A 19,631-nucleotide genomic window follows, 5' to 3' on the forward strand; every position below is an offset into this window, starting at 1 on the left:
TCGCATAGTGTTTAATCCGCTATTAATAAACTCGTCTGCCAATGACATGGAGATATTATGCTCAAGGTGGCTCTCTGGTTGGTGCTATCTCTGTTTTCAGGGAGCGGGGTGATAATTTATGCTTTGCAACAGCAATATGAAGAGCAATCAGTTACCTATCGTATTTTATATCGTGAGGTGACGGTTAAATTATCCCAGCTTGAGACGGTGCTTTCCTTACTGTCGGTGTCCAGCGATCCCGCCATCGTCCAGCAAAAATTCCCGCAGATTGTGGCATGGAAACGTATGCCACAGGCACAGCCAATCCCGACTTTAACGCCAACGGGAGAGGGAACTTACTGGCTGGCACACCAACATTTTGCGCTGTTGATCGATCCTGCGCTGTTATTTGCGGACATTCCCCAGCGTCATGATTTCCGGCAGATCGGCCTGAGTTGGCAAAATAAGCCTTTATTTGAGCAGGGGGATCATGCTGAACCGGCGTATTGGCAATGGGACAAGGGGATCAACAACACCTTACAGCCCTTTGAATTATCCGCTCGAAACGACCCTGATTGGGCACGTATGCCTTGGTTGCTGTTATTGCTGCTGCCGGTTTTCTGGGCTGGTGTCGTCTATTTTATCGCCCAATACCGTATTCAAAAACGCCAACGCAATATTGCCGTTTTGCGTGAACACTTCTCGCAATTGACGCGGCTTAACGCCATGGGGGAAATCACGGCCAGCATGGTTCACGAACTCAACCAACCGCTGACTGCGGTGTTAAGTTATAACCAGGCCGCCCTGCGCCTGTTAGACCAACAGCAGCAGGATAAAGCTATGCCGCTGCTTGATGCGGCTGTGATACAAATCAAACGCATCAGTACGTTGCTGCTGCAATTTCGGCAAAAATTGGCGCATGAGCAGGTGATATTGCAAGAGGTCGATCTGCATAAGGTCTGGTTGCGCGTCACTATGCTGCTGGAAGATGAGATCAACAAGGGCAAGGTCAGGATCGTTAACCGGATGCCCGATGCGTTACCCCCTCTGCAAGCCGATCCTCTCTGGGTTGAACAAATCTTCCATAACATAGTGACCAACGCCATTCAGGCACAACAGCCCAATCAGCCGAAGCCAGGTTGGGTGGCAATCGATGCTGAATACTCGGATCAAGGGATCCAGCTGATGATTACCGATGGTGGGCCAGGGCTTTCTGAACCAGCATTACAACAGGTCTTTATTCCCTTCTTCACGACTCGCCAGGAGGGATTGGGGCTGGGCATGGCGCTGACAGAAACTCTGGTTCAGCGCCTGAACGGCACTATTACGGTGGAAAATATGGCCGGTCAGGGAGCGCGTTTTACCCTGTGGTTTCCGTTAAACACTCAGGAGGAGTGATGGAACAGTTTATTTATCTGATTGATGACGATCGGGCCATCCGTAGTTCGCTAACTTCACTATTGGCAACCATGGGCTGGCAAACGCTGGTTTATGAAAATGGTCTGGATTTTCAACAGCGGATGGGAGAACCGCAGGCGCTGTGCGGTTGTTTGCTGCTGGATATCCGCATGCCGGGCAAAAGCGGCATCACGCTACTGGAAGAGTGGCAACAACAGGGCCTGGAGATCCCCGTTATCATCATGACCGGCCACGGGAATATTGATTTATGCCGGCGGGCCTTCAAAAACGGGGCTTTTGAATTCTTGACCAAGCCCATTGATGCCGATCTGTTGATCGAAACTGTCGCTGGGGCATTGGAACATCAGCGAATGTTGCAACAACAGAGGCAAGCAACAGCCGAACTACAAGAGAGGCTCAATGCGCTGTCAGCACGGGAGCTGGAGGTCACTGGGTTGATTATGCAAGGAAAATCCAGCAAGGAAATTGCTCAGGAGTTGGAGCTTTCACCGCGCACGGTAGAGGCCCATCGTGCCAATTTATTTGCCAAATTGGCGATCAATTCGTCGGTGAAGTTAATGAAAGTCTATGGTGAGCTGTTTTCTCCAGCAAGAGTTAAGTAAAAATACCTAGAGCCTTAGGTATTCAACCGAATTGCGACACCGCTGCGCGCTGGTTATTTTAGCTGAACCTTCATTGTTCATCATAAATAACCTTTCAAGCGAGGATCGCATGAATATTAAACCTCTGGTACTGCTGGTTTCCCTCTCCGTTGTTTCCGGTAATGTTTTAGCCGATGATTATTTAGAGGGATACTACGGGGCAATAAAACTATTGCACGCCAGACAATCAGCAGAAGATATGGATACCAGCAGCCGTCCAGGCGTGGGTGATTTTGTCAGCGGTGACGAAAAACATAATTTCTATAACGGGGCTATCGCTGCAGGCTATCAATTTGGCAATGGCTGGCGCAGCGAGGCGGAGTATGTGTTCAAAAAGAAAAGCGAATACACCAGCGGCTCCACCACCTTTGCCAGTAGCTACAATCACCATAAAGTGGACGCTGAGCGCCTGATGCTCAATGCCTATCGTGACTACGCGCTAGGGTATGACTTCTCGCTTTATGGCACGGTCGGCCTGGGTATCGCCAAAGTGAAATCCGACGGCTGGCAGGGTAATACCTCGCGCCAATACGCGGCAAGCACGCAAAATAATCTGGCTTACTCCATCGGCGCAGGGATCAGCTATGCGGCGATGGAACGGCTCAATCTAGATTTGGGCTACCGTTACGTGGATATGGGCAAGATTGAAAGTGGCTACAATAACTTCACCAATGCCCGTGGGTTGAAAGATGAGCAAATGAAAGCACGCTTGGTTTCCAGTGAGTTTGCTTTAGGCGTGCGTTACCTGTTCTAGCCTTATCATTGATACCGGGCCGTGAGTTGCGTCATCGCGGCCTAACCCTGCTGAACAATCCGTTCGGAGGTTCCTCCCCCCCTGATCGATCGGAAAAACCATCACTCATGCTGCTGCCATGATAGTCACCTCGGTTTTTTGCTGTGAGATAAGTGATAATAGCCGCCATGCGATGCAGATTGATCATTCTGCCATGCCCTGGCGGCGTGGCGTAGTAGAGGAGTAACCGATGTATCAGGATTTTGACAGTGAGTTGAAGTGGGCCATGCGCCATATGCCACGTACCCGCGCGGCAGTAGCGGCGTTACCGGATCTGCACGGCGTGCGCCTGGCGTGCAACATGCACCTGGATCTGAAAATGGCCCCGTTGGTAGCTGGGCTGCTGGATAAGGGCGCGGCCATTTATCTCACCACCTGTAACCCGACGACGGTACAGGATGACGTAGTGGCCTGGCTGGAGCGTCACGGTGCCCAAGCGCACGCCTGGCGTGATATGAGCGATGCCGACTGGTCTGAATCGTTCGACCGCGCGCTGGCCTGGGGGCCGACTCATCTGTGTGAGATGGGAGCCGATCTGACCACTCGCCTGCATCAATCTGCCAATGGCCCGCAGATCAAGGCTGGGCTGGAAGCGACCGGTTCAGGCATCAGCCGCTTGGGGGGCATTGCGCCACGTTACCCGATCTTTAACTGGGATGACCTGCCGGTAAAAGAAGGGCTGCATAACCGCCACATGGTTGGGCTGACCGCCTGGCATACCTTCTTCCAGACCACGCATCTGACGCTGCATGAAAAATGTGTGGTGGTGATTGGCTATGGGCTGGTAGGCCAGGGCGTAGCCGCTTCTGCCAAGGCTTATGGCGGGCAAGTTATCGTGGCGGAAATCGATCCGGCTCGTGCTTTGCAAGCGCGCTACGATGGTTGGGCGGTAGTCGATTTAGCCACTGCCGTAGAGCAGGCGGACGTGATTGCCACGGCCACCGGAGCCAAGAACGTGCTGTCTGCACGGCACCTGGAGCGGGCCAAGGATGGGGTGTTTATCCTCAACGTTGGACACGTGGCGGAAGAGATCGACGTCGGTTTCCTGCAAGCCCTGCCGCACAGCGAGCCAATGCCGTTTGTGAATGCTTACCAACTGGCAGGCAAAACGCTGTATCTGCTGGCCAACGGGTCTATGTTCAACCTGACGGCAGGCTACGGCGACAGCCTGAATGCCTTTGATGTGACCCTGGCCGTGATGGCCGCCGGTATCGGGCATATCGTGGGGGCCGGTGAGCAGCATGCTGCCGGATTGTACCTATTGCCGCAATCTGCCTGGCAGCCAGCGCTGTAACTTTTACCTTGCGGGCGTACAACCCAGTACGCTCGCGGGTTGCATAAATTTTGCGCCGATAGATTTTGTCACAAATAGCTACTCACAATCACAGTGCAATTCTATATCCCTCACTTATAATTCAACGCAGTCGGTTCTCTCCTCCGTTACAGAGTAATACATGTGAAAATCCGTGTTTTGGTTCTAACCCTGCTCGCGTTGCAAGCCGGTTCTGGACTGGTGCCGAGTGCATTAGCCAGCAATAAAACCGCCGCAGCGCAGGCCACCCAGCCTGAGCTGGCTTCTGGCAGTGCCATGGTGCTGGATATGCAAACGCATCGGGTGATTTATTCACGTAACCCCGATGAAGTGGTCCCTATAGCCTCGATCACCAAGCTGATGACGGCGATGGTGACGCTGGATGCCCGCCTGCCGCTGGACGAAATGCTGTCGGTTGATATCAGCCAGACGCCAGAAATGAAAGGGGTCTACTCCCGGGTGCGCTTGAACAGCGAAATCAGCCGCAAGGATATGTTGCTGTTGGCGCTGATGTCGTCGGAAAACCGGGCCGCGGCCAGCTTGGCGCATCATTATCCAGGGGGCTATAACGCCTTTATCAAGGCGATGAATGCCAAGGCGAGAGCGCTAGGCATGACCAATACGCATTACGTTGAACCGACCGGACTATCGATTCATAACGTGTCTACCGCGCGTGACCTGACCAAGCTGATGTTGGCGACCAAGCAGTACCCGCTGATCGGCCAGTTGAGCACCACTACCGAACGGATGGCGACCTTCAAGGATCCCAACTATACGCTGCCGTTTCGCAATACCAACCATCTGGTCTACAACCAGAAATGGAATATCCAGCTGACCAAAACCGGTTTTACCAATCAGGCCGGACACTGCCTGGCGATGCGTACCGTGATCGGCAACCGATCCGTTTCGCTGGTGGTGTTGGATGCCTTTGGCAAATATACCCATTTTGCGGACGCCAGCCGTCTGCGCACCTGGATTGAAACCGGCAAAGTAACGCCGATCCCAGCGGCGGCGCGCGATTATCGCCGCCAGAAAGATGCCGCCCTGGCGAAGAACGACACGGAATAAAACGTGACTTATTAGCCTGCCGCCTGTCGCGGCAGGCTATCACTTTCCCATTCTGCAAAATTCACGACTTAAACCCGCAGCTACAGTAAAATCATTAAGATTTTCCCTCTTCATGTTTTCAACCCGCTATGCTAAACCGGTATGGCTATCCCACCCTTTGATAAGGAAAGTGCATTTTGGCAGGCAGTAGCTTATTAACCCTGATCGATGACATTGCTTCGTTACTGGATGATGTTTCACTGATGACGAAAATGGCGGCCAAAAAGACCGCCGGGGTACTGGGAGACGATCTGGCGCTTAACGCCCAACAGGTCAGTGGTGTTAAGGCCGATCGTGAAATCCCCGTGGTGTGGAAGGTGGCCAAGGGCTCGTTTATCAACAAGGCGATCCTGGTACCGCTGGCATTGCTGATCAGCGCTTTTGCCCCTTGGGCGATTACGCCGCTGCTGATGATCGGTGGGGCTTACCTCTGCTATGAAGGGTTTGAAAAGGTTTACCACAGCCTGATGCACCGCAAGGGCGCAGAGGCAGAAGAGAAAGCGGAACTGGATACCAGTGAGGACGTTGCAGTCTATGAACAGCGCAAAATCAAAGGCGCCATTCGTACCGACTTTGTACTCTCCGCCGAGATTATTGCCATCACGCTGGGGACCGTAGCCGGAGCCACCTTTAGCCAGCAGGTGATTGTGCTGTGTGGTATCGCCATTGTGATGACGGTAGGGGTGTACGGCATCGTGGCGGGCATCGTCAAGCTGGACGATCTAGGGTTCTACCTGGCCCGTAAGCGTAGCGCGCTGGCGCAATCGTTAGGGCGAGGTATTGTCAGTGCGGCACCTTATCTGATGAAAACGCTGTCGGTGGTGGGTACCCTGGCCATGTTTATGGTGGGCGGCGGGATTTTGACCCATGGGCTACCGCCTGTGCATCATCTGTTCACCGACTGGGCGAGTTATTCTATGGTGGTACCTGGCGTAGGTGCGATCCTGGGGGGGCTGACCCCTACGCTGCTGAATGCAGTGTTCGGCCTGATCGCCGGTGGCGTTGTGATGCTGGTGGTCTCTGGGATTAGTTCGGTGCGGGCTCGTTTTAAGGCTTGATGCAAAGAAGATACGGCAGACCCTTCTCAATCAACTCTCTATCCACCATAGGGCGCATTGAAGCGCCCAATGGTGGTGAGAACTAGAAGATCAGTTTGAACACACCGGTAATGGTCAGTAGGCCAACAATAAAGATAATCGCAATAATCCACAGAAAAATTTTCATCCGTCTCTCCCGACTGTTTATGTTTAGTGAATGCGTGAATGCACGCTGAGATCGCTAAGCCACGACAAGATTAACTATAGATGAAAATCAGCAGCTTGCCCGGAAAGGGCCTAAGGCAGCGTATGGCTGCCGCCATTCAGTGGCCGCTGCATAATGTGGGTATCCAGCCAACCGCCAAATTTAAACCCGACGCCGCTTAGGGTGCCGATGCTGGTGAAGCCCAGCTTGCGGTGCAGGGCAAGGGAGCCTGCATTGCCAGCAGCATCGCCAATCGTTGCCAGCATTTGCCGCCACGGGCCGTGCTCACAGCGAGCAATCAATGCGCCGAGTAATGTCTTGCCAATACCGTGCCCTTGCAGGCCTTCGGCGACATAGACAGAATTCTCGATGGTGTAGCGATAAGCAGGCCGCGGCCGATACGGCGTGGCATAGCAATAGCCCACGACGCGGTCTTCCATCTTCGCCACCAGCCATGGTAACCCCGCAGCCAAGACGTTATGGCGGCGCTGTTGCATCTCTTCCAGCGTTGGGGGCGTTTCTTCGAACGAGGCTGGCCCGTAAAGCACGTGATGAGCATAAATCTGTTGAATGGCCGCCATATCCTCAGTGCTGGCATCGGAGACGCTTAGCGTTGCCAGCGGTGGGGTTGCAAGTGACATAGTGCTCCCTTTTATGATGATAAATCAGAGTACCAAGGCATTATGCACCGCGCCTGGCGACAAGATAAATTGGCTTTTTGTCTGGCGGGGATAAGAAAAAATGATGGTATTTTTCATGCAGAGAAATGTGTTAAGTGAAGAAAAGTATGTTATTGCGTTAGGTGTTGCCCCTCACCCTAACCCTCTCCCACAGGGAGAGGGGACCGATCGAGTCCGTTGATACTCTCCATTACTTCCTGAAACGACGCAGATGCGTCGAAGGTAAAAACCAGTTCCGTTGTCCTATAGTTATTTGATATTACTATGTTTTATTAATATCGCGGGTTAACCAAGTACTCTGGCCAGCTCCCTCTCCCTGTGGGAGAGGGTTGGGGTGAGGGGACACGGGTTACCGCCGCATCAGTTGCGTGACGCACTGGCGTAGATAGTCCAACAGCGCCGGCGTGAGCCAGGTGCCCTCGGTCAATGTCGGTTCTTGCTCCATCGCCTGGCGGATCTTCATCTGGGTGGCCGGATTGTCACTGGCATAGGACTGGAATAGCTCCAGCCAAAGGGCCGCCAACTGTTTAGCCTGTGTCGATGCAGGCGCAACCTCCTTCTGCATCGCTTGCTGGAATTGAGCAATCAGCGCTGGCCATTCCTGAATGCGATCAAAATAGTGCGTGCGGACATAGGCATATTCGGTATCAGACAGGTATTTTTGATAGATCGCCAGCTTGGTTTCGGCAAAGGCACGGGTGATGTAATCGGTCATTGCCGGTGTGATCCCCGTTTGTTCGCGCATCGAAGGCTCATCGGCGTGCATGGCGTTGAGGCGGGTCAGAAATGCCGGATTGCCTGCGGTATCACGCTCCAGCGTGCACATCCAGCGGCGCGCAATAGCCTGAGCACGCGGATCTTCGGCGCTTGCCCCACCGTCCATCAGTTCTTGCACCGTGCTCACCATCTCCTGCCATTCACGATTACGCGCTTCGTCGGCCTGATAGAACGGCAGCTGTGCCAGTTCGTCGGCGGTAAAGTATTTATCGTACATGGTCATCATCTCCAACGTGATCAGCCAATCATTCAATTCGGGTTCACTGCCTTGGGTCAATTGGGTGTGCATATGCTGTAAGCGGCTGCGCAGCGTGGTTATCTGCGTCAGTTGCCGATCGAGCATGGCAATTTGCTGTTCAATAACCGCGGGTAACGCCAGCCCCGAGTGCGCCAGAATCGAGTCGATTTCTGCCAGTGCGACTCCCATTCGCCGCAAGGCTTGAATATGGTGCAGGCGAGTAATATCTTCCCGATTGTAAAGGCGATATCCGGCATCAGAACGTGCAGAGGGGATCAGCAGCCCAATGCTGTGATAATGATGCAAGGTTCTTACGGTTATTCCCGAACGGCGGGCAAGTTCGCCGACTTTTAGTAACATGCTGATTATCTCCCTGGTGTGAGCTGAGATACTACAGCCTGACGTTACGTGAGGGTCAAGCAGGGAGGGGGGAATTTTTGTGAAGCATTGCAGGCACCAACAACCGGCACCTGCAACCGATTGCGGGGGAAGTTACCAGCCTTTGACGGCACCGCCGTTGAAGATTTTCTCTGCCGCTTTGGCTACTTCATCGGACTCGTAGGCTTTCACGAAATTCTGCACGTTCTGCGCATCTTTATTATCTTCGCGTGCCACCACGATATTGGTGTACGGCGAATCTTTATCCTCGATAAAAATCCCGTCCTTGGTCGGCGTCAGGCCTATCTGGTTGATATAGGTGGTGCTGATCACCGCCACCGCGACTTTAGGATCGTCCAATACCTGGGGCAGTTGCGCACCCTCCAGCTCCATAATCTGGTAGTTGTGCGGGTTGGCACTGATATCCAGCGAGGTTGGCAGCAAGCCTTTGCCCTGCTTAAGCTCGATCAGCCCAACCTTTTTCAACAGCAACAGGGCGCGGCCCAGGTTGGTGGGATCGTTCGGGATGGCAATTACTGCGCCATCCTGCAACTCTGACAGCAATTTGATCTTTTTCGAATAGCCAGCCATTGGGAACACAAAGGTGTTGCCTACCACCACCAGTTTGTAGCCGTGATCTTTATTTTGCTGTTCCAGGAAGGGGCGGTGCTGGAATACGTTGGCATCCAGTTCGCCTTTGTCGGTGGCATCATTGGGTAGCAACGAACCGCTAAAACCAATCAGTTCAACGTCCAGGCCATATTTCTCTTTGGCCACCCGTTTGGCGACTTCCGCCACGTCCTGCTCGGCACCGTTAATGACGCCAACCTTGATATGGTTTTGATCGGCCTTCTGATCGCACCCTTGTAATAACAACGTTGCTGCTAATGCTGCGGCCAAGGCGGTGCAGCGCCAAACAATTGCCATGAGTGACTCCCTGTAAAAACAATAAGATCGGTCAGTGTTGTGCCAACAGCTAAACCTATGGACGTAGCCAAGTCAAATCCTGGTTAAGCACAATTTCTTATAGCTCATAACACGGCGATCAGCGTGGCCGTAACACCACGATACCCGGCGTATTCAGTACATAGTTGGCAAACGCCGAGTCCATCACTTTGTGGTTTTCCGGGCGTGAGGAAGCATGGCGCAGCACCGGCCCATTTTGGGTCATGATAAAGAAGCCGGTATGGGTAACGTCCAGCCCAGCCAGCTTGGTATAGATACCGATATAGTCGCCGGTCTGTAATTGGCTAATCACCTGCTCATCAATAAATTCGCTAGGGATATAGGTGATGTTGCGCTCGGTGACAGCGATGCCAGGCAGATAGAGCTCGCCATCCGCTTTGCGGTTGAGCTGTTTGACCACGGTGACGGCATGCGGGCTGAGCTGCGCGGTGACGTCATCGGCAAGGATCTTATGGGTGTGTGACCAGTCGGTGAAGAAATGCTTGCGCTGCGTGAAACTGACATCTCCATTGATATAGCGCGTCTGAATCACATTTTCGACGAAGTCGTTTTCGCTGGTGGCAGTTCTCATCGCCTGCACGTAATCCAGATAGGTAAAGCAATCTACCCCACGGAAATCGATCACCAATTGTTCCGCAGCGGTAGCGGAACCGATCAGCCGGTTGGCTAGGTAAGGGGTTTCCAGGAAAGTCTGCGAGAGCAGCTCGATGGCCCGCCCTTTATCGATTTCCGGTACCGCCGCATGCAGAGCCAGCGCTGCATGCAGTTTGTTTACTGTGTAATCGTCCATTACTGTCGCCATTGTCAGAGGTTTCACCTGTTGCGGTAGGGATTCTACCGGGATTTTGGCCGGTTGTTTACCGCTGCAACCCATCAGCGTCGTACTCAATATTATCAGGGCCAAGCCACGCATCCCTCTCTCCCAAGCGATCATTGGTTTGGCCAGTATGGCGTGCGCAAGGTAAACCCAGCATCACCCAAAAAGCGGTAAATCAATAGCCCACTTCATTATTGAACGGCAGATACCAGAACAGTGCGATCTCATGATCGGCAATGTCCGGTTGCCCACGATAGAGTAAATGATCGATGCCACCCAGCACAAAGCCATAGCGCTGATAGCAGCGGCAGGCAGTCAGATTATTGTTTTGGGTTTCCAGCATCAGCCCCGCGGTGTCCTGCTCTCGTGCCCAATGACGTGCGGCATCCAATAGCGCTGTGGCTACGCCTTGGCGGCGAGCGGGGCGGCTAACGGCAATCTCCTCGATCAGCGTATAGTCGTTCCAGTTTTTGCTGAGGGTGATATGCCCCACGGCTTCCCCTTGGTAACGAGCGAGGAAGGTCTCCCCATCGTCATTGAGGAACGGGGCCAGCGGATAGACTTTATTGAAAGGAACCACTGGCTGGGTTGGCCACTGCTCGACCGGCTTATCAAAACAGGGTTGAGCATAACAGGCGACGGCAAAGGAAAAATCACCGTATTCCAGGTAACCAAAGGGGAGTTCGCTGATAATTTCAATGCCGATCGCCTGATGCAATTATTCCAGCTCCCTTAGCAGCCTGGCGGGGTTGCCCGCATAAATGCCTTTGCGGGTAATGCTTTTGCTGACTACCGCACCGGCACCAATCACCACGTCATCGCAGATTTCCACGGCCAGTATGGTGGCACCAGAACCTACAGAAACCCGGTTGCCGAGCCGCGTGTGCCCCCAGCTTGCCGGATCGGCGTTAGGGGCGCCCCCTTTGAACAGATCGTTGGCAAACATCACGCCGTGGCCAATAAAGCAATCTTCGCCCAAGGTTACGTATTCACAGATAAAGCTATGCGACTGGATCTTGCTGCGCGCGCCCACGCAGACGTTCTTCTGGATCTCGACAAACGGGCCGACAAACACATCGTCCCCCAACTGGCAGCCATACAGGTTGCTGGGTTCGATCACCATCACGTTCTGTCCGGCCTGCACGTTATTAATCCCGCTTTGGCGGGTGCGGATCTTGGTTGTCATGGTCTCCCTCCATCAAGTAACGCAACATATTGATTATAGTGCAGAGTAACCCACAGGCTGTTGACAGCGTACGTTTTTTCAACCAAAGACTATAATTGATGCAGGGCCGAGAGCCTGATAGCCGCAACCCTTGCGCGGTGTCTGAACCGCCAGTGGTGTGTTTTCCGTTCGCCGATCGCGGTTGGCGGCGAAATGAGGAGGTGTCTCATGGTCAATCATGTCTGGGGTCTGCTGGCGCATCCCAACGCCGAATTCAAACAGATCAAAAGCGAGAATGAATCCGTCTCGCACTTGTATACCCACCACGTGCTGCTAATGGCATTGATACCGGTGGTCAGCGCGTTTATCGGTACCACGCGGCTAGGCTGGCTCTCTGGTGAAGGGCAGGCAATCCGCCTGGATATGTTCACCGCTTTCTACACCGCCGTCGCGTTTTATCTGTTGATGCTGGCTGGCGTGGCGATCATGGGCAAGGTGATCCACTGGATGGCGCGGCGTTATGAATCCCGGCCAAGCCTGCACCTGTGTATGGTCTTTGCGGGCTATGTTGCGACCCCGATGTTTCTCAGCGGATTAGTGGCGCTCTACCCGTTGGTCTGGCTGTGTCTGTTTGTCGGCATTATCGGCCTGGCGTATTCGGGCTATCTGCTGTATCTCGGCATTCCACACTTCCTGAATATCGATCGCAAAGAGGGATTTATCTTCTCCAGCTCAACCTTGGCGATCGGCATCTTGTTACTTGAATTGCTACTTGGACTGACTGTATTGCTATGGGGGTATGGTTTCTGGTTATTCTGACGTTAGCGTGATCGTTGCCCCTCATACCTTGTGGTATGGGGGGCTTTTGCTTAAATAAGCTGTACTCGACCCTCTGGATTTGTTACTCCCGCCTGCTTATTATCAACTCATTAAATGATACCGACTGGAATAATTGATGGCGACAATGAAAGAGGTGGCGCAGCGAGCCGGGGTTTCCGCTGCGACGGTCTCTCGGGTGATTAACAATACCGCCTATGTTGAGCCAGTGACCCGCGAGCGTGTCGAAAAAGCGATGCGCGAGTTCAATTACCACCGCAATGCGGCGGCGCTGGCGTTAGCCAAACGTAGTGGCAACATGCTGGGGCTGCTGACCGGCAATCTGGCCGATCCCTTTTTCTCGCGCTTGGCGCGTGGGGTGGAAGAGGTAACCCGCAAAGAAGGGGCGAAGCTGATGGTGTGCAGCGGTGGGCACCAGGCGGAGCGCGAAAAGGCCGGGTTGGATTTTCTGATCAATCAGGGCTGTGAGGCGATTGTCGCTCACATCACCCGTATGAGCGATGCCGATGTGCTGCGCTATGCCGCTCACTCCCCCGGTTTGGTGATCATCAATCGCTACTTTCCTGCCATTGCCAACCGCTGCGTGTGGTTGGATAACGTCAGTGCGGCTCAGGCCTCGACCGAACATTTGCTGCAACAGGGGCATCGGCGCATTGCCTGTGTGACCGCCGATTTGCCCATCGATGACCGCAAGCTGCGTTTGCAGGGCTATCGCAATGCGATGGCACAGGCGGGGATCGACGTTCCGGGTGAATGGGTGATCAGCGTGCCCTTTGATGAAGAGGGGGGAGAATTGGCCGCAGAGCAGATACTTTCCAGCCGTCATCACTTTACGGCCGCAGTGACGTTTAATGACGTGATGGCCGCCGGTATGATGCGAGCCTTGCACCAGCGCCAAATCCCCTTGCCGCAGCAACTGTCAATTATCGGCTTTGATGATGTGGTGCTGGCGCGCTATCTGTATCCCGCGTTAAGCACCATGCATTATCCCATCGAGCGTATGGCCAAACGAGCGGCCAAGCTGGCGCTGTTGAGCCTGCAACAGCAAGGGTTGCCGCCGCAAAATAACATGTTTAGCGCTGAACTGGTGCTGCGTGACTCGGTCACTCGCTGGCAGGGATAGCTTGTCCATAGGCTGTTCTGAGAGCTGCATCACAAAGTTATCCGTCATGAAAGCGGTTACATGGCTTGAGGCGCTAGCTCACACCCCGGTAAACCAGGATTCACTACGCTAGCGGCACATCAATAACAACTCGGGGTGACCTATGGATGGTAAGAAAACGCTCAACCTTTGGCTGGCTTTGCTGCCGATCGTTGCCATGCTGACGCTGTTGATCGTCGGCTATGGGGTGTGGGAATTACGTATTGAACCGCTGTTACTGCTTTCGGCTGCCGTTGCTGCCGGATTGGCACTGTGGCAGGGCTACAGCTGGGATAACATCATCAACTCGATCGTCAGCAAGCTGGCGAAGGCCATGCCGGTGATCATGATCCTGATCTGTGTCGGCGGGCTGATTGGTACCTGGATGATCAGCGGCACCATTCCTTACATGGTGTACTGGGGGCTGAAAGTGATCAGCCCGCAATATATTCTGATCGCGGCCTTCTTCCTCACCAGCGTGATTTCCGTCTGTACCGGCACCTCATGGGGGTCTGCGGGTACAGTTGGTGTTGCGCTGATGGGCGTTGCGGCAGGGCTGGATGTGCCGTTGGCAGCGGCGGCTGGCGCGGTGGTTTCCGGTGCCTATTTCGGCGATAAAATCTCTCCGCTGTCGGATTCGACCAACTTTGCCGCTATCGTGGCCGAAACCGATCTGTATGCGCATATCAAACACCTGATGTACACCACACTGCCCAGCTTTGTGCTGGCAGCCACCGTTTACCTGATCGCCGGTCATAGCAGCATGGTGGGAACGGTTGCCACGCCACAGCGGGTCACTGACATCATCGTTGGGTTGGAAAGCCTATACCACTTCAACCTGCTGCTGATCCTGCCGCCGGTGCTGGTGTTGTGGGGAGCAGTGACCAAACGGCCGGTGATCCCAGTCATGCTGGCTGCCTGTGTGCTAGCGATCGGCCTCGCCGTGGTGATGCAGGGCTTTAGCCTGAAACAGGGTCTGAACGCGCTGATGGACGGCTTCAACCTATCGATGTTTGCTGAACGCGGGCATGACATCAGCGGCGTGATCGCCGATGTTCCGCGCTTGCTTAACCGGGGTGGCATGTTCTCAATGATGAGCACCATCCTGCTGGTACTGTGTGCCTTCTCGTTTGCCGGTGCGCTGACCTTGACCGGTGCGCTGACGGTGATTATCAACCGGTTGCTGAAAGTGGTGCGCACCACCGGCCAACTGATTGCCGCCACGGTGGGTACCACCATTCTGGTCACCGGCGCGACCAGCGATGGCAAGCTGGCGCTGCTCATTCCGGCAGAGCTGTATAAGGACGCCTATCGCCGCATGGGATTGGACAACACCAACCTGTCACGCACCATCGAAGATGCCGGTACGGTGATTGAACCCCTCATTCCCTGGACGGCGGCCGGTGTTTATATGGCGACCACGTTGGGAGTGAACACGCTGGATCTGCTGCCTTGGGCGGTGCAGTGTTACGCGGCAGTCTTCTTCGCTTTGATTTACGGTTTTACCGGTTTTGGCATCGCCAGAGTGACGCCAGAGGCTCAACAACAGGAGATGCCAAATGAAACAGCCTGATTTCAACCAGGTGGTCGATCGCCACCATACCAGCTCGGTGAAATGGGATTTCATGGGGCATTACCTGCAATTGAACGAAACCGACCTGTTGCCGATGTGGGTATCAGACTTTGACTTTCCTTGCCCGCCAGCAGTGCAGCAGGCTTTGCATGCGCGTGTCGATCATGGCGTATTTGGCTATAGCGAACGTGATGAAGATTACTACCGGGCGGCTATTGAGTGGTTTGCCCAACGTCACCAACTGCCGCTGCAACGGCAATGGTTTACCTCGATCGAAGGGGTTGTGCCGGGGATTGCGCTGCTGATCCAGATGCTCAGCCAACCCGGTGATGGTGTCGTGGTGCAGGGGCCTTATTACGGCTCCTTTAAGAAGGTGATCACCCTCAATGGTCGGCGGGTACTCGAGAACCCACTGCAGGAGCGGGAAGGGGAGTATCACTTTGACTTTACCCAGTTGGCCGAGCTGTTGCAGCGGGAGAAGCCGCCGTTGCTGGTGTTGTGCAATCCGCATAACCCAACCGGCCGCTGCTGGAACCAGCAGGAACTGACGCAATTGCTGACGCTATGCCAGCAACACGGGGTGACGGTGATCTCTGATGAGATCTGGGCGGATTTGATCCTGCCGGAAGAGCGCTTTACCTCGGTTTTACACCTGGGGTCGCAGTGGCACGATAGGGTGATTGTGGCAACCTCTGCCAGTAAAACCTTTGGTCTGTCCTCGCTACGCATCTCCAATTTCCTGATCCCGAATGCGGCGCTGCGTGAGCAATTTGTCGAACGGCTCAATGCGCACGGGCTAGACGTTTTCAACGCGCTTGCCATGACGGCAGCGACGGCGGCTTACCAGCAGGGTGGCCCGTGGCTAGATGCTTTGTTGGCTTATTTGGCCGAGAACCGGCGCTGGTTTGCACAGGCGTTGGAGCAGGCGGCTCCCTGGTGCCGGATGATGTCAGCACAAGGCACTTATCTGGCCTGGCTGGATTGCAGTGCGCTGGGGTTGGATGATGAAGCTTTGCAGCTGGCCATGCGTCAACAGGCCAAGATTGCGCCTTCGATGGGCTATGGATTTGGCGAGCAGGGGGAGGGGTTTATCCGCATCAATCTCGGTTGTCCGCGCGCCTATCTTGAAATAGCCGTCGCAGGGTTGGCTAAACTAACCGATTGATTTTATAGTGGGCGCAGCATGCTGCGCCCACTTAGCGCCCCTCCAGTATAAAACCTCAGCTATGGCTAACCACCACCAGTTTCTGGTTCACAAACTCCTTAATCCCCAGATCTGACAGCTCGCGGCCAAAGCCGGAACGTTTAATACCGCCAAACGGCAGCTCAGGTGCGGTATCGGTCAAGGAGTTGATATACACCATGCCGGTTTCAATGCGTGAGGCCAGCTTTTTGGCTCGTTCAATATCGGTGCTGAAAATGGCCCCACCAAGCCCGTAGTGGGAGTCGTTGGCCAGCTTGACGATCTCCTCGTCATCGCTCACCACATAGACCTGCGCCACCGGGCCGAAGAACTCGGTGAAATAGGCCGGGTTATCGCGGCTGATATGCGTGAGGATGGTGGGTTCAAAGAAGTTACCTTCGTGCTGTAACGCCTTGCCGCCCAGGTGCAGTTTGGCCCCTTGCTTCACCGCCTCATTGACCTGCTCGGTCAGCCCTTCCAAGGCAGATTTGGAGGATAGCGGCCCTAAGGTGGTGGTTTCATCCAGCGGATCGCCCATTTTCACATTCTTGAAATGCTCGGTGAGCTGTTGCAGGAAGGCTTTCGCCACTTTCTCCTGCACGATAAAACGCTTGGCGGCGGTACAGACCTGCCCGGCATTGTTGAGCCGTGCCTCTGCACCCACCTTGACGGCCTTCTCGAGATCGCAATCGTCGAGCACGACAAAAACGTCGTTACCTCCCAGTTCCAGCGTGGCCTTTTTCAGCTTCTTGGCCGCCTGAGCCGCCACGATGCTGCCCGCTTTTTCCGAACCGGTCAACGCCACGCCTTGCACCCGATCATCGGCGATGATGCTGGCTACCTGATCCTGGGAAATATACAGGTTGGTATAGGCCCCTTTGGGCGCTCCGGCCTCATGCACCAGCTTCTCGAACGCTTCGGCGCAGTGCGGCACGATGCTGGCATGCTTGACCACTACCGGATTCCCGGCTGCCAGGTTAGGGGCGAGCACGCGCATCAGTTGGTAAAAGGGGAAGTTCCAAGGCTCGACCGCCATCAACACCCCGATGGGATGATGCTCGACCCAGGCCTCACCCAAGCTGGACTCATAGCTCACCGGTGCCAGGAATTTTTGCGCATTGTTGGCGTAGTAACGGGCAATCTGGGCACACAGCTTCACTTCACCACGGCTTTGCTCGATCAGCTTGCCCATCTCAACGCTGGCAATGTTCGCCAGTTCCTCCACCCTGCTCTCCATCAGCTCGGCCAGCTTATGCAACACGGGTAGGCGCTGGATGATTTCGCCCTTGGCCCAGTCGGAATGATACAGCGCATCGGCCTGGGCAAGCGCCAGTTCCACCTGATCGTCATTATGCGGGGTATATTCTTTAATTAGCTGATTGTTAAAGGGGTTTACTGTCTGGTATGGCATGAAGTGCTCCTTTCGTCGCTCATGTTGACGCCTGACAGACGCCTTATTCAGAACGTTAAGTCTAGACGATAGGGCTGCGAAGGAGGGGCATAAAGGGCGATCGTGCGCCAGTGCCCCGCATGCAGAGGCTTATTACGAGAGTGCTGAAATGTTCCTTTGCTCCCAAAAGGACAAGCTCTACCAGCCCCCTCTCCCTATGGGAGAGGGGGCTGGTGAGGGGGGTAAGATAAAATGTTACTGGATGTTGTTACCCCAGTGTTTTTGCTTACTGGTTTTGCCAATGCCGGGATTAAAACTGTTGGTAGGATCGGCATCCTGATAGAAGGCCTGTAAATCCGGTTTGGCATGATACAGATGGCCAACGTTGTGCTCGGCCGGATACTCCGCACCACGCTGATTGAGGATCTCCAACATCTGTTCTTTCAGCGCATGGCTGTCCGCGCCTTTTTTCACCACGTAATCCTGATGGAACACGTGGCACATAAAGTGGCCGTAATACAGCTTTTGCACCAACTGGTTGTCGATCTCCGGCGGCAGGGTTTCAAACCACTCGGTATCGTTGCGGCGCAGGGCGATATCCAGCGCCAGAATATCCTCGACCTGATCGGCATGCACCGCGTGATAGCGCACGGCGGCGCCCGCTGCGGCAAAGCGGTGCAGGAACGCTTTCTTGCCTTCTTCAGGCGTGCAGACGAAAAAGTCACCGTCGGCCTGGGCAAAATAGCTTTGCAGATACTGCTGGGCTTCCTCTACGCCTGGGCCGGCTATTTTCAGCAGCAGATGGTGTTCAAAGCGTTGGCGATACGCTTTCATGCGCGTTGGCAGATGGTTAGGTGCCAGCTTGCTCAGCTTCTGCATCAGGTTATCGGTGAGGTTATGCGGTAACAGCGGCAGTTTGTTCAGCGTGGCATCCACTCGGCCCTTCAGGGTGAAGAAGCGCGGCATTTGATCGGTGCCCAGCTTGTCGATCATCATAAAGGTGTCTTTGCCATACACCTCGGCGATATCGAAAATATCGCGGTGCATATATTCCCCGGCCACCGGCAGATTTTCAAACTGGCTCAGCATATGGCGGCGCAGCTCGGTCAATACCGCGGTATCGTTGGTGCCGATATAGAACACCTGCTCTTTATCTTCTTTGGCGAAGGTGTCCAGACGTACCGCAAATACCGCCAGCTTCCCGGCACAGCCGGAAGCCTCGAACAGGCGGCGTTTATCGGCATTAAAGCGGGAAGGGGTATCGGCATCCACATCGCGCACCCGGCTGGCGTATTCGTTATCCGAAGCGCGCAGTTCGCCATGTTCAACATCGGTTGGCCGGTAATCGCCCTTTTCCAACCGCGTGAGGATCTCTTCCGGCGTGTCGCCCAGGTTAATCCCCAGATGATTGACCAGCCGTAACTGGCCATCGGCGTCCAGCTTGGCGTACAACGCCATTTCAGTATAGGCCGGGCCGCGCTTGACCAGCGCCCCCCCGGAGTTGTTGCATATCCCCCCGATCACCGAAGCGCCGATACAGGAAGAGCCGATTACCGAGTGCGGTTCACGGCCATAAGGTTTCAACAGCCTTTCCAGCTTATTGAGCGTGCTGCCGGGGAAGCCTACCACCTGCTTGCCGTTATCCAATACCTGAATATGATCGAGCCGCAAGGTGCTGACAATGACAATCTCACGGTCATAATCCTGGCCGCTGGGGGTAGAGCCTTCGGTCAAGCCGGTGTTGGCCGCCTGCATAATGACAATCTTATCGGCGGCGACGCAGGCTTGCAGGATCTGCCACAGTTGCAGCAGACGGGTAGGGAACACGACGGCCAATGCCTTGCCACCGCCGGAGCGGAAACCTTTGCGATAACGTTCGGTGCTACGCTCGCCGGTCAGCACTTGTGCGTTGCCGACGATATTCTTCAACTGAGTGATAAATGCCTGCGTCATGCCCATCTCCATGTCCCCGCCTGGCTGCAGCGGGGTTTAA

Annotated in this window: 18 protein-coding genes; 10 read left to right on the forward strand and 8 right to left on the reverse strand. The window is 54.6% G+C overall.

Going from position 1 to position 19,631, the window contains the following annotated elements; all coding sequences use genetic code 11:
* Positions 1-57 precede the first annotated feature (57 nt).
* The 6 genes from A6U95_RS27260 (at position 58) to A6U95_RS27285 (ending at position 6,309) form a co-directional block, all read left to right on the forward strand.
* The gene (locus A6U95_RS27260; RefSeq protein ID WP_065686762.1) at positions 58-1,377 is read left to right on the forward strand and encodes a HAMP domain-containing sensor histidine kinase; all 1,320 of its coding nucleotides are present in this window, start codon (positions 58-60) and stop codon (positions 1,375-1,377) included.
* Complete coding sequence (locus A6U95_RS27265; protein WP_065686763.1) at positions 1,377-2,000, forward strand: response regulator; 624 nt, start codon at positions 1,377-1,379, stop codon at positions 1,998-2,000. The genes A6U95_RS27260 and A6U95_RS27265 overlap by 1 nt, the downstream gene beginning before the upstream one ends.
* Before the next feature lie 109 nt (positions 2,001-2,109).
* On the forward strand, positions 2,110-2,793 hold the full coding sequence (locus A6U95_RS27270; protein WP_024527409.1) for an outer membrane beta-barrel protein: 684 nt from the start codon (positions 2,110-2,112) through the stop codon (positions 2,791-2,793).
* Positions 2,794-3,022: 229 nt separating this feature from the next.
* A complete protein-coding gene (locus A6U95_RS27275; RefSeq protein WP_065686764.1) occupies positions 3,023-4,126 on the forward strand; it encodes an adenosylhomocysteinase in 1,104 nt (367 codons plus the stop codon).
* 156 nt (positions 4,127-4,282) lie between these two features.
* Positions 4,283-5,212, forward strand: a complete 930-nt coding sequence (gene pbpG / locus A6U95_RS27280; RefSeq protein WP_065686765.1) for a D-alanyl-D-alanine endopeptidase — start codon at positions 4,283-4,285, stop codon at positions 5,210-5,212.
* Positions 5,213-5,388: 176 nt separating this feature from the next.
* On the forward strand, positions 5,389-6,309 hold the full coding sequence (locus A6U95_RS27285; protein ID WP_065686766.1) for a DUF808 domain-containing protein: 921 nt from the start codon (positions 5,389-5,391) through the stop codon (positions 6,307-6,309).
* A 276-nt stretch (positions 6,310-6,585) separates the two neighbouring features.
* On the opposite strand, the gene A6U95_RS27290 is transcribed toward A6U95_RS27285, so the two are convergent.
* From A6U95_RS27290 to A6U95_RS27315, 6 genes are all read right to left on the reverse strand, one after another.
* Complete coding sequence (locus A6U95_RS27290) at positions 6,586-7,134, reverse strand: GNAT family N-acetyltransferase (RefSeq protein WP_024527414.1); 549 nt, start codon at positions 7,132-7,134, stop codon at positions 6,586-6,588.
* Positions 7,135-7,522: 388 nt separating this feature from the next.
* Entirely contained in the window at positions 7,523-8,548 is a 1,026-nt protein-coding gene (locus A6U95_RS27295; RefSeq protein WP_065686767.1) for a MerR family transcriptional regulator, read from the reverse strand.
* A 132-nt stretch (positions 8,549-8,680) separates the two neighbouring features.
* Positions 8,681-9,493: a MetQ/NlpA family lipoprotein gene (locus A6U95_RS27300; protein WP_065686768.1), complete on the reverse strand. Its 813-nt coding sequence runs from the start codon at positions 9,491-9,493 to the stop codon at positions 8,681-8,683.
* A gap of 118 nt (positions 9,494-9,611) precedes the next feature.
* Positions 9,612-10,445: a DUF1460 domain-containing protein gene (locus A6U95_RS27305; protein ID WP_065686769.1), complete on the reverse strand. Its 834-nt coding sequence runs from the start codon at positions 10,443-10,445 to the stop codon at positions 9,612-9,614.
* 79 nt (positions 10,446-10,524) lie between these two features.
* Positions 10,525-11,067, reverse strand: a complete 543-nt coding sequence (locus tag A6U95_RS27310) for a GNAT family N-acetyltransferase (RefSeq protein ID WP_065686770.1) — start codon at positions 11,065-11,067, stop codon at positions 10,525-10,527.
* Positions 11,068-11,535, reverse strand: a complete 468-nt coding sequence (locus A6U95_RS27315; RefSeq protein ID WP_024527419.1) for an acyltransferase — start codon at positions 11,533-11,535, stop codon at positions 11,068-11,070.
* A gap of 207 nt (positions 11,536-11,742) precedes the next feature.
* Here A6U95_RS27315 and A6U95_RS27320 point away from each other — a divergent pair, with 207 nt between their 5' ends.
* From A6U95_RS27320 to A6U95_RS27335, 4 genes are all read left to right on the forward strand, one after another.
* Positions 11,743-12,333: a Yip1 family protein gene (locus A6U95_RS27320; protein WP_065686771.1), complete on the forward strand. Its 591-nt coding sequence runs from the start codon at positions 11,743-11,745 to the stop codon at positions 12,331-12,333.
* 136 nt (positions 12,334-12,469) lie between these two features.
* A complete protein-coding gene (locus A6U95_RS27325; protein WP_065686772.1) occupies positions 12,470-13,474 on the forward strand; it encodes a LacI family DNA-binding transcriptional regulator in 1,005 nt (334 codons plus the stop codon).
* 142 nt (positions 13,475-13,616) lie between these two features.
* Entirely contained in the window at positions 13,617-15,065 is a 1,449-nt protein-coding gene (gene nhaC / locus A6U95_RS27330) for a Na+/H+ antiporter NhaC (RefSeq protein ID WP_065686773.1), read from the forward strand.
* Positions 15,052-16,230 (forward strand): MalY/PatB family protein, encoded by a 1,179-nt coding sequence (locus tag A6U95_RS27335; RefSeq protein WP_065686774.1) that lies wholly within the window; start codon positions 15,052-15,054, stop codon positions 16,228-16,230. Before nhaC ends, A6U95_RS27335 begins: the two co-directional genes overlap by 14 nt.
* A 55-nt stretch (positions 16,231-16,285) precedes the next feature.
* Here the strand turns inward: A6U95_RS27335 and A6U95_RS27340 are convergent, their stop codons facing one another.
* Both A6U95_RS27340 and dld read right to left on the reverse strand, forming a co-directional pair.
* Entirely contained in the window at positions 16,286-17,659 is a 1,374-nt protein-coding gene (locus A6U95_RS27340) for an NAD-dependent succinate-semialdehyde dehydrogenase (protein ID WP_065686775.1), read from the reverse strand.
* Between the two features lie 234 nt (positions 17,660-17,893).
* Positions 17,894-19,603 carry a D-lactate dehydrogenase gene (dld, locus tag A6U95_RS27345; protein WP_065686776.1) on the reverse strand — a complete coding sequence of 570 codons (1,710 nt, stop codon included), beginning with the start codon at positions 19,601-19,603 and terminating at the stop codon, positions 17,894-17,896.
* Between the last annotated feature and the right edge of the window lie 28 nt (positions 19,604-19,631).

It is taken from the genome of Serratia sp. 14-2641, assembly GCF_001692375.1.
GTDB classification, from domain to species: Bacteria; Pseudomonadota; Gammaproteobacteria; order Enterobacterales; family Enterobacteriaceae; genus Chania; species Chania fonticola_C.

What these genes read in the sequence shown, in the direction of transcription:
- A6U95_RS27260 (WP_065686762.1), top strand. Translation starts at nt 58, where the DNA reads ATGCTCAAGGTGGCTCTCTGGTTGGTGCTATCTCTGTTTTCAGGGAGC.
- A6U95_RS27265 (WP_065686763.1), top strand. Translation starts at nt 1,377, where the DNA reads ATGGAACAGTTTATTTATCTGATTGATGACGATCGGGCCATCCGTAGT.
- A6U95_RS27270 (WP_024527409.1), top strand. Translation starts at nt 2,110, where the DNA reads ATGAATATTAAACCTCTGGTACTGCTGGTTTCCCTCTCCGTTGTTTCC.
- A6U95_RS27275 (WP_065686764.1), top strand. Translation starts at nt 3,023, where the DNA reads ATGTATCAGGATTTTGACAGTGAGTTGAAGTGGGCCATGCGCCATATG.
- A6U95_RS27290 (WP_024527414.1), bottom strand. Translation starts at nt 7,134, where the DNA reads ATGTCACTTGCAACCCCACCGCTGGCAACGCTAAGCGTCTCCGATGCC.
- A6U95_RS27295 (WP_065686767.1), bottom strand. Translation starts at nt 8,548, where the DNA reads ATGTTACTAAAAGTCGGCGAACTTGCCCGCCGTTCGGGAATAACCGTA.
- A6U95_RS27300 (WP_065686768.1), bottom strand. Translation starts at nt 9,493, where the DNA reads ATGGCAATTGTTTGGCGCTGCACCGCCTTGGCCGCAGCATTAGCAGCA.
- A6U95_RS27305 (WP_065686769.1), bottom strand. Translation starts at nt 10,445, where the DNA reads ATGCGTGGCTTGGCCCTGATAATATTGAGTACGACGCTGATGGGTTGC.
- A6U95_RS27315 (WP_024527419.1), bottom strand. Translation starts at nt 11,535, where the DNA reads ATGACAACCAAGATCCGCACCCGCCAAAGCGGGATTAATAACGTGCAG.
- A6U95_RS27320 (WP_065686771.1), top strand. Translation starts at nt 11,743, where the DNA reads ATGGTCAATCATGTCTGGGGTCTGCTGGCGCATCCCAACGCCGAATTC.
- A6U95_RS27325 (WP_065686772.1), top strand. Translation starts at nt 12,470, where the DNA reads ATGGCGACAATGAAAGAGGTGGCGCAGCGAGCCGGGGTTTCCGCTGCG.
- nhaC (WP_065686773.1), top strand. Translation starts at nt 13,617, where the DNA reads ATGGATGGTAAGAAAACGCTCAACCTTTGGCTGGCTTTGCTGCCGATC.
- A6U95_RS27335 (WP_065686774.1), top strand. Translation starts at nt 15,052, where the DNA reads ATGAAACAGCCTGATTTCAACCAGGTGGTCGATCGCCACCATACCAGC.
- A6U95_RS27340 (WP_065686775.1), bottom strand. Translation starts at nt 17,659, where the DNA reads ATGCCATACCAGACAGTAAACCCCTTTAACAATCAGCTAATTAAAGAA.
- dld (WP_065686776.1), bottom strand. Translation starts at nt 19,603, where the DNA reads ATGGAGATGGGCATGACGCAGGCATTTATCACTCAGTTGAAGAATATC.